5 protein-coding genes are annotated in these 6,024 nt (G+C 71.8%); 1 reads left to right on the top strand and 4 read right to left on the bottom strand.

The features are described from left to right. Positions 1-347 precede the first annotated feature (347 nt). The gene (gene hppD, locus ABTZ17_RS06140; protein ID WP_352194307.1) at positions 348-1,496 is read right to left on the bottom strand and encodes a 4-hydroxyphenylpyruvate dioxygenase; all 1,149 of its coding nucleotides are present in this window, start codon (positions 1,494-1,496) and stop codon (positions 348-350) included. Positions 1,497-1,619: 123 nt separating this feature from the next. Between hppD and ABTZ17_RS06135 the strand changes: the two genes are divergently transcribed. Further along, on the top strand, positions 1,620-2,099 hold the full coding sequence (locus ABTZ17_RS06135) for an Lrp/AsnC family transcriptional regulator (RefSeq protein WP_352194306.1): 480 nt from the start codon (positions 1,620-1,622) through the stop codon (positions 2,097-2,099). A gap of 58 nt (positions 2,100-2,157) precedes the next feature. Here ABTZ17_RS06135 and ABTZ17_RS06130 read toward each other — a convergent pair whose 3' ends face one another. The 3 genes from ABTZ17_RS06130 to ABTZ17_RS06120 all read right to left on the bottom strand — a co-directional run bounded on the left by ABTZ17_RS06130 (position 2,158) and on the right by ABTZ17_RS06120 (position 6,022). Next, positions 2,158-2,955 (bottom strand): S16 family serine protease, encoded by a 798-nt coding sequence (locus ABTZ17_RS06130; protein WP_352194305.1) that lies wholly within the window; start codon positions 2,953-2,955, stop codon positions 2,158-2,160. 171 nt (positions 2,956-3,126) lie between these two features. Next, on the bottom strand, positions 3,127-3,768 hold the full coding sequence (locus tag ABTZ17_RS06125) for an IclR family transcriptional regulator (RefSeq protein ID WP_352194304.1): 642 nt from the start codon (positions 3,766-3,768) through the stop codon (positions 3,127-3,129). Positions 3,769-4,234: 466 nt separating this feature from the next. Next, the gene (locus ABTZ17_RS06120; RefSeq protein WP_352194303.1) at positions 4,235-6,022 is read right to left on the bottom strand and encodes a DEAD/DEAH box helicase; all 1,788 of its coding nucleotides are present in this window, start codon (positions 6,020-6,022) and stop codon (positions 4,235-4,237) included. Positions 6,023-6,024 lie beyond the last annotated feature (2 nt).

Below are 6,024 nucleotides of genomic sequence, written 5' to 3'. Positions count from 1 at the left end.
CCAGGCCGAGGCCCCCCTCACCCACCACCAGGTGGCCGAGGCGGCCCTCAAGACCGACCAGGCCGAGTTCCACGCCCACCGGCTGGCCGCCCTCGCGGGTGCTCCGTGCCCGGGGCGTCGGCGGCTCCGGGCACGGGCGGGGTCCGCCACCGGCGAAGCCCCCGGCACGGGCGTACCGGGGGCGTGCCCGTGTCCCGCGGTCCGGGGTCTTCCGGGCCGCGGGACACGGTGGGCCGGCGGGACCGGGTCCGGCCGGGGCCGGGGGTCCTGCCGGTGGGGAGCCGGGTCGGCTCCCGGAGGGCGCCCGGCGGGGCCGGGTGCCAGGGGTGACCGGGGGCCGTGCCGGGTCAGAGGTTGCCGCGCTTGTCCTGCTCGCGCTCGATGGCCTCGAAGAGGGCCTTGAAGTTGCCCTTGCCGAAGCCCATGGAGCCGTGGCGCTCGATGATCTCGAAGAAGACGGTCGGGCGGTCCTGGACCGGCTTGGTGAAGATCTGGAGCAGGTAGCCGTCCTCGTCGCGGTCGGCAAGGATCTTCAGCTCGCGCAGCTCGTCGATCGGGACGCGGGTGTCGCCGACCCACTCGCCGAGGGTGTCGTAGTAGGTGTCCGGGACGGACAGGAACTGGACGCCCGCGGCGCGCATGGTGCGGACGGTGGAGACGATGTCGTTGGTGGCCAGGGCGATGTGCTGCACGCCGGGGCCGTTGTAGAACTCGAGGTACTCGTCGATCTGCGACTTCTTCTTCGCGATCGCGGGCTCGTTGATCGGGAACTTGACCTTCTTGGTGCCGTCCGCGACCACCTTGGACATGAGGGCGGAGTACTCGGTGGCGATGTCGTCGCCCACGAACTCCTTCATGTTGGTGAAGCCCATGACCTTGTTGTAGAAGGCGACCCACTCATCCATGCGGCCGAGCTCGACGTTGCCGACGCAGTGGTCCACGGCCTGGAAGGTGCGCTTGGCCGGCGGCGCGACCAGCGGCTCGGCGGCGGCGTAGCCGGGCAGGTAGGGGCCGTCGTAGCCGGAGCGGTCCACGAGGGTGTGGCGGGTCTGGCCGTAGGTGGCGATCACGGCGAGGACGACGGTGCCGTGCTCGTCCTTGATCTCGTAGGGCTCTTCCAGGCCGCGGGCGCCCTGCTCTACGGCGTAGGCGTAGGCGGCGCGCGCGTCCGGGACCTCGATGGCCAGGTCGTAGACGCCGTCGCCGTGCTCGGCGACGTGCTCGGCGAGGAAGCGGCCGTGGTCGGTGGCGGCCTTGATGACGGAGGTCAGCACGAAGCGGGCGGAGCCGTTGGTCAGGACGTAGCTCGCGGTCTCGCGGGAGCCGGTCTCCGGCCCGGAGTACGCGACCAGCTTCATGCCGAAGGCCGTCGAGTAGTAGTGGGCGGCCTGCTTCGCGTTGCCGACGGCGAAGACCACCGCGTCCATGCCCTTCACCGGGAAGGGGTCGGCCTCGCGCGCGGTGGTGGGGGTGGTGTGATCCAGCGTCTCAGTCATGTGCGCAGACTCCCGCTCATCCACAAGGTGCGCAATAGTTCGTATTTTCACTGGTCAATCTGCGCAGCGGAATGTGAGCATCCTCGGAGAACCTGTACAGGATGACTACCGCCGGAGGGCCCTGTGAGCATCGACGAACTGGACGGCCGACTGATCGTGCTCCTGGCCCGGGAGCCCCGGATCGGGGTCCTGGAGGCGTCCCGCCGGCTGGGCGTGGCGCGCGGCACGGTGCAGGCGCGGCTGGACCGGCTCCAGGCCACGGGGGTGATCCGCGGCTTCGGCCCGCAGGTGGACCCGGCGGCCCTAGGCTATCCGGTGACGGCCTTCGCCACCCTGGAGATCAAGCAGGGGCTGGGCGCGGAGGTGCGGTCCCATCTGGCCACCGTGCCGGAGGTGCTGGAGCTGCACACCACGACGGGCCACGGGGACATGCTGTGCCGGCTGGTGGCGCGTTCGAACGCCGATCTCCAGCGGGTGATCGACCGGGTGGTCGGCATCGACGGCATCGTCCGCTCCTCGACGGCCATCGTGATGGAGAACCCGGTCCCCCACCGGGTCATCCCGCTCGTGGAGCAGGCCGCCTCGGACTCCGACCGTCCCTGAGGACGGCGGCGGGAACGGCGGGCCGAGGGCGGGAGGGGCAGCGGGAGAGCGGGCGGGGTCAGCAGGCGGGGACGGCGCGGCCCGCGTCGAGGGCGCGGAGGGCGTCGACCGCTCCGGAGAGGGTGGTGACCGGGATCAGCCGCAGCCCGGCGGGCAGGTGGGCGGCGGCGTCGGAGCACTCGGCCTTCGGGACCAGGAAGACGGTGGCCCCGTCCCGCTTCGCGGCCTGGGTCTTCAGCCCGACTCCCCCGACCGGTCCGACCTCTCCGGCGGCGCTGATGGTGCCGGTGCCGGCGATGGTGCGGCCGCCGGTGAGGTCCTTGCCGCTGCCGTTTCCGTCGAGCTTGTCGACGATGCCCAGGGAGAAGAGCAGCCCGGCGCTGGGCCCGCCGACGTCGGCGAGCTCCAGGTCCACCTTCACCTTCTTCGGGTCCTCGTCGAGGAAGTCGAGGGCGGCCAGGGCGGCGTCGGACTGGGAGCGGGCCATCTGCTCCAGGTTCCGCTCCTCGATCTCGGCGTCGGACTTGCCGGAGGGGTACACGGACTCCTTCGGCAGGACCGCCCTGTCGGTCCGGAACCAGTTGTCGACCAGCTCGGACAGCCGCACGGTGGCGGAGGGGGAGGTGGCCAGGATCGTGGTCATCCGCAGCTGGCCGTTCGTCTCGCGGACGGGCGCCCCGGTGATGCTGATGACGGGCCGGCCCTTCTGCTCGCCGAGCACGTCGGCCGTCATACCGGGCCTGGCCAGCACGAACGGCAGCGGCGCGGCCGCCGCGACCCCGAAGAGGGCCAGCACGGGCACGGCGCAGAGCCCCAGGGCGGCGGGCCGGGAGAGACGCGTGAGACGAGAGAGCACCCGGCCAATCTAGCTGGCCGGGTGCTCCGCACGTGTTCCGCGCCGGTCCGGGGCCGGGCCGGAGCCGGGCCCCGGACCGGCGCGGGGCCGTCACGGGGGCCGTCACCGGTCAGGAGCGAGCGGCGGCGGGACGGGCGCCGGTGGGGGCGGCGAGGCCCGTCGGTGCGGTCGTCAGCGCAGGGCGTCGGCGACCTCGCGGGCCGCGTCCACCACCCGGGGGCCGACCCGCTCGGGCACCGCGTCGGCGAGCATCACCACGCCCACGCTGCCCTCCAGCCCCGTGACCCCCACCAGCGGGGCCGCGGCGCCACTGGCACCGGCTTCGAGTTCGCCGTGGGTCAGCGTGTAGCCGGGCTCGGTCAGCGCCCCCTGGCGGGCGGCGAGAATGGCCCGGCCGGCTGCCCCGCGGTCCAGCGGGTGCCGGAAGCCGGCCCGGTACGCGACGTGGTAGTCGGTCCAGGTCGGTTCGACCACGGCGACCGCGAGGGCCTCCGTGCCGTCGACGAGGGTGAGGTGCGCGGTCGCGCCTATGTCCTCGGCGAGCGAGCGCAGCACCGGCAGGGCCGCCTCGCGGACGAGCGGGTGGACCTGTCGGCCCAGCCGCAGCACGCCGAGGCCCACCCGGGCGCGCCCGCCGAGGTCCCGGCGGACGAGCGCGTGCTGCTCCAGTGTGGCGAGCAGCCGGTAGACCACGGTCCGATTGACGCCGAGCCGGTTCGAGAGCTCGGTGACGGTCAGGCCGTGGTCGGTATCGGCGAGCAGTTTGAGGACTCGGAGTCCCCGGTCGAGAGTCTGGGAGGTTTCCGCGGTCACGACGCCTCTCCCTCTTTCGGTGAGCGGCGGGGGGCTCTCACGGGGGAAGCGCTGCCGGTCCCATCGGCGACGCACGGAGAGGCCGCCGGTAAGGCCAAAGCCCGGCTGCGCTCCGCGGCGGCGCTGCCACGGGGCGATTCATTAGCGGGGAATGTAGCGAGCGGGTCCGCTCAGCGGAAGACCTCGTCCAGAATCCGGGCGCGAAGGAGCATTTTGCGCCGCTTCAGGACCTAGGTCGGGGGGAGCGGGGACCTTTCCCGACGCAAGCGGCTTTACCCGTTCATTACGGTGGGACACCGGGAATGCCGGCTCCTCCCACCGAGAGCCGGCGCGCCCGGGAACCGGTGGAACACCCGGAATTCCCGAGGCTCGTCCCGCCCCCGGACCCCGTCCCCACGGGAAGGCCGTGGGGCCCGTGCGTTCCTCCGCACGGGCCCCACTCCCCCTCGGGCACCGACCGGCGTGGTCAGCGCATCCGGGTGGCCCACTCCTGGACCTTCTTGATGCGTTCGCGCAGCTGCCCCGCCGTGGCCTCGGCACTGGGCGGGCCGCCGCAGACCCGGCGCAGCTCGGTGTGGATGACCCCGTGCGGCTTGCCGCTCTGGTGGACGTACGCGCCGACCATCGTGTTGAGGGACTTCCGCAGTTCCAGCAGCTCCTTGTGGGAGACCACCGGGCGGCGCTCCGCGGGCAGTTCGAGGAGGTCGGCCTCGGCGTCCGGCTTGCGGCGGCTGTGCGCGATCTGGCGGGCCTGCCGCTTCTGCAGGAGCAGCTGGACCTGGTCGGGCTCCAGGAGTCCGGGAATGCCGAGGTAGTCCTGCTCCTCCTCGCTGCCCGGGTGCGCCTGCATGCCGAACTCGGCCCCGTCGTACAGGACCCGGTCGAAGACGGCGTCGGATTCCAGGGCCTCGAAGGGGAGCATGTCCTGCTCGCCGGTGTCCTCGTCCTGGAGCTTGTTCGCCTCGTCCATCTCCTTCTCGGACTCGGCGTACGGGTCCTCGTCCTCGCCCGACTTCTTCGGCTTGTCGAGGACGTGGTCGCGCTCGGCCTCCATCTCGTTGGCGAAGTCGAGGAGGTAGGGGATGGTCGGCAGGAACACGGAGGCCGTCTCACCGCGCCGCCGCGACCGCACGAAGCGGCCCACGGCCTGGGCGAAGAAGAGCGGGGTGGAGATGGTGGTGGCGTACACGCCGACCGCGAGCCGGGGCACGTCCACGCCCTCGGACACCATGCGGACCGCGACCATCCAGCGGTCGGTGCTCGCCGCGAAGTCGTCGATCCGCTTCGAGGCCCCGGTGTCGTCGGAGAGGACCACGGTGGCCTTGTCGCCGGTGATCTCACGGATGAGCTTGGCGTACGCGCGGGCCGAGTCCTGGTCCGAGGCGATGACCAGGCCGCCGGCGTCGGGGATGCCCTTGCGGACCTCGGTGAGCCGCTGGTCGGCGGCGCGCAGGACGTTCGGCATCCAGTCCCCGCGCGCGTCCAGCGCGGTGCGCCACGCCTGCGAGATGGCGTCCTTGGTCATGGGCTCGCCGAGACGGGCCGCGATCTCGTCACCGGCCTTCGTCCGCCAGCGCATGTTTCCACTGTAGGAAAGGAAGATGACGGGACGAACCACCCCGTCACCGAGAGCATTTCCATAGCCGTAGGTGTAATCGGCGGAAGATCTCCGGATTCCGTCGTTCCCCTCCTCATAGGTGACGAAAGGAATCGGATTCGTGTCGGAGCGGAAAGGAGTACCGGTGAGCGCGAGCCGCCGGGTCGCCGGGTCGAAGGCTTCCAGGCACGCCTCGCCCCAGGACTTCGAATCGCCCGCGTGGTGGATCTCGTCCAGGATGACCAGGGTCTTGCGCTGCTCACAGCGGTTGCGGTGCAGCATCGGGCGCACGCCGACACCGGCGTAGGTGACGGCGACCCCGTGGTAATCCTTGCTGAGCGGCCCCGCCGAGTACTCGGGGTCCAGCCGGATGCCTATCCGCGCGGCCGCCTCCGCCCACTGCTTCTTCAGGTGCTCGGTGGGGGCCACGACGGTGATCTGCTGCACGACGTGGTGGTGCAGCAGCCAGGAGGCCAGCGTCAGCGCGAAGGTCGTCTTGCCGGCGCCGGGGGTGGCGACGGCGAGGAAGTCCCGCGGCTGCGTCTGGACGTACTTGTCCAGCGCTCCCTGCTGCCAGGCGCGCAGCTTGCTGGCGGTACCCCAGGGGGCACGGCCCGGGAAGGCGGGGGAAAGGTGGTGGGAGGCGGTAGTAGTCACGG

It is taken from the genome of Streptomyces sp. NPDC097619, from assembly GCF_040302735.1.
Taxonomy (GTDB): Bacteria; Actinomycetota; Actinomycetes; order Streptomycetales; family Streptomycetaceae; genus Streptomyces.
The sequence above is the reverse complement of the archived record's forward strand: the minus strand, read 5'-3'. Positions and strand labels throughout refer to the sequence as shown.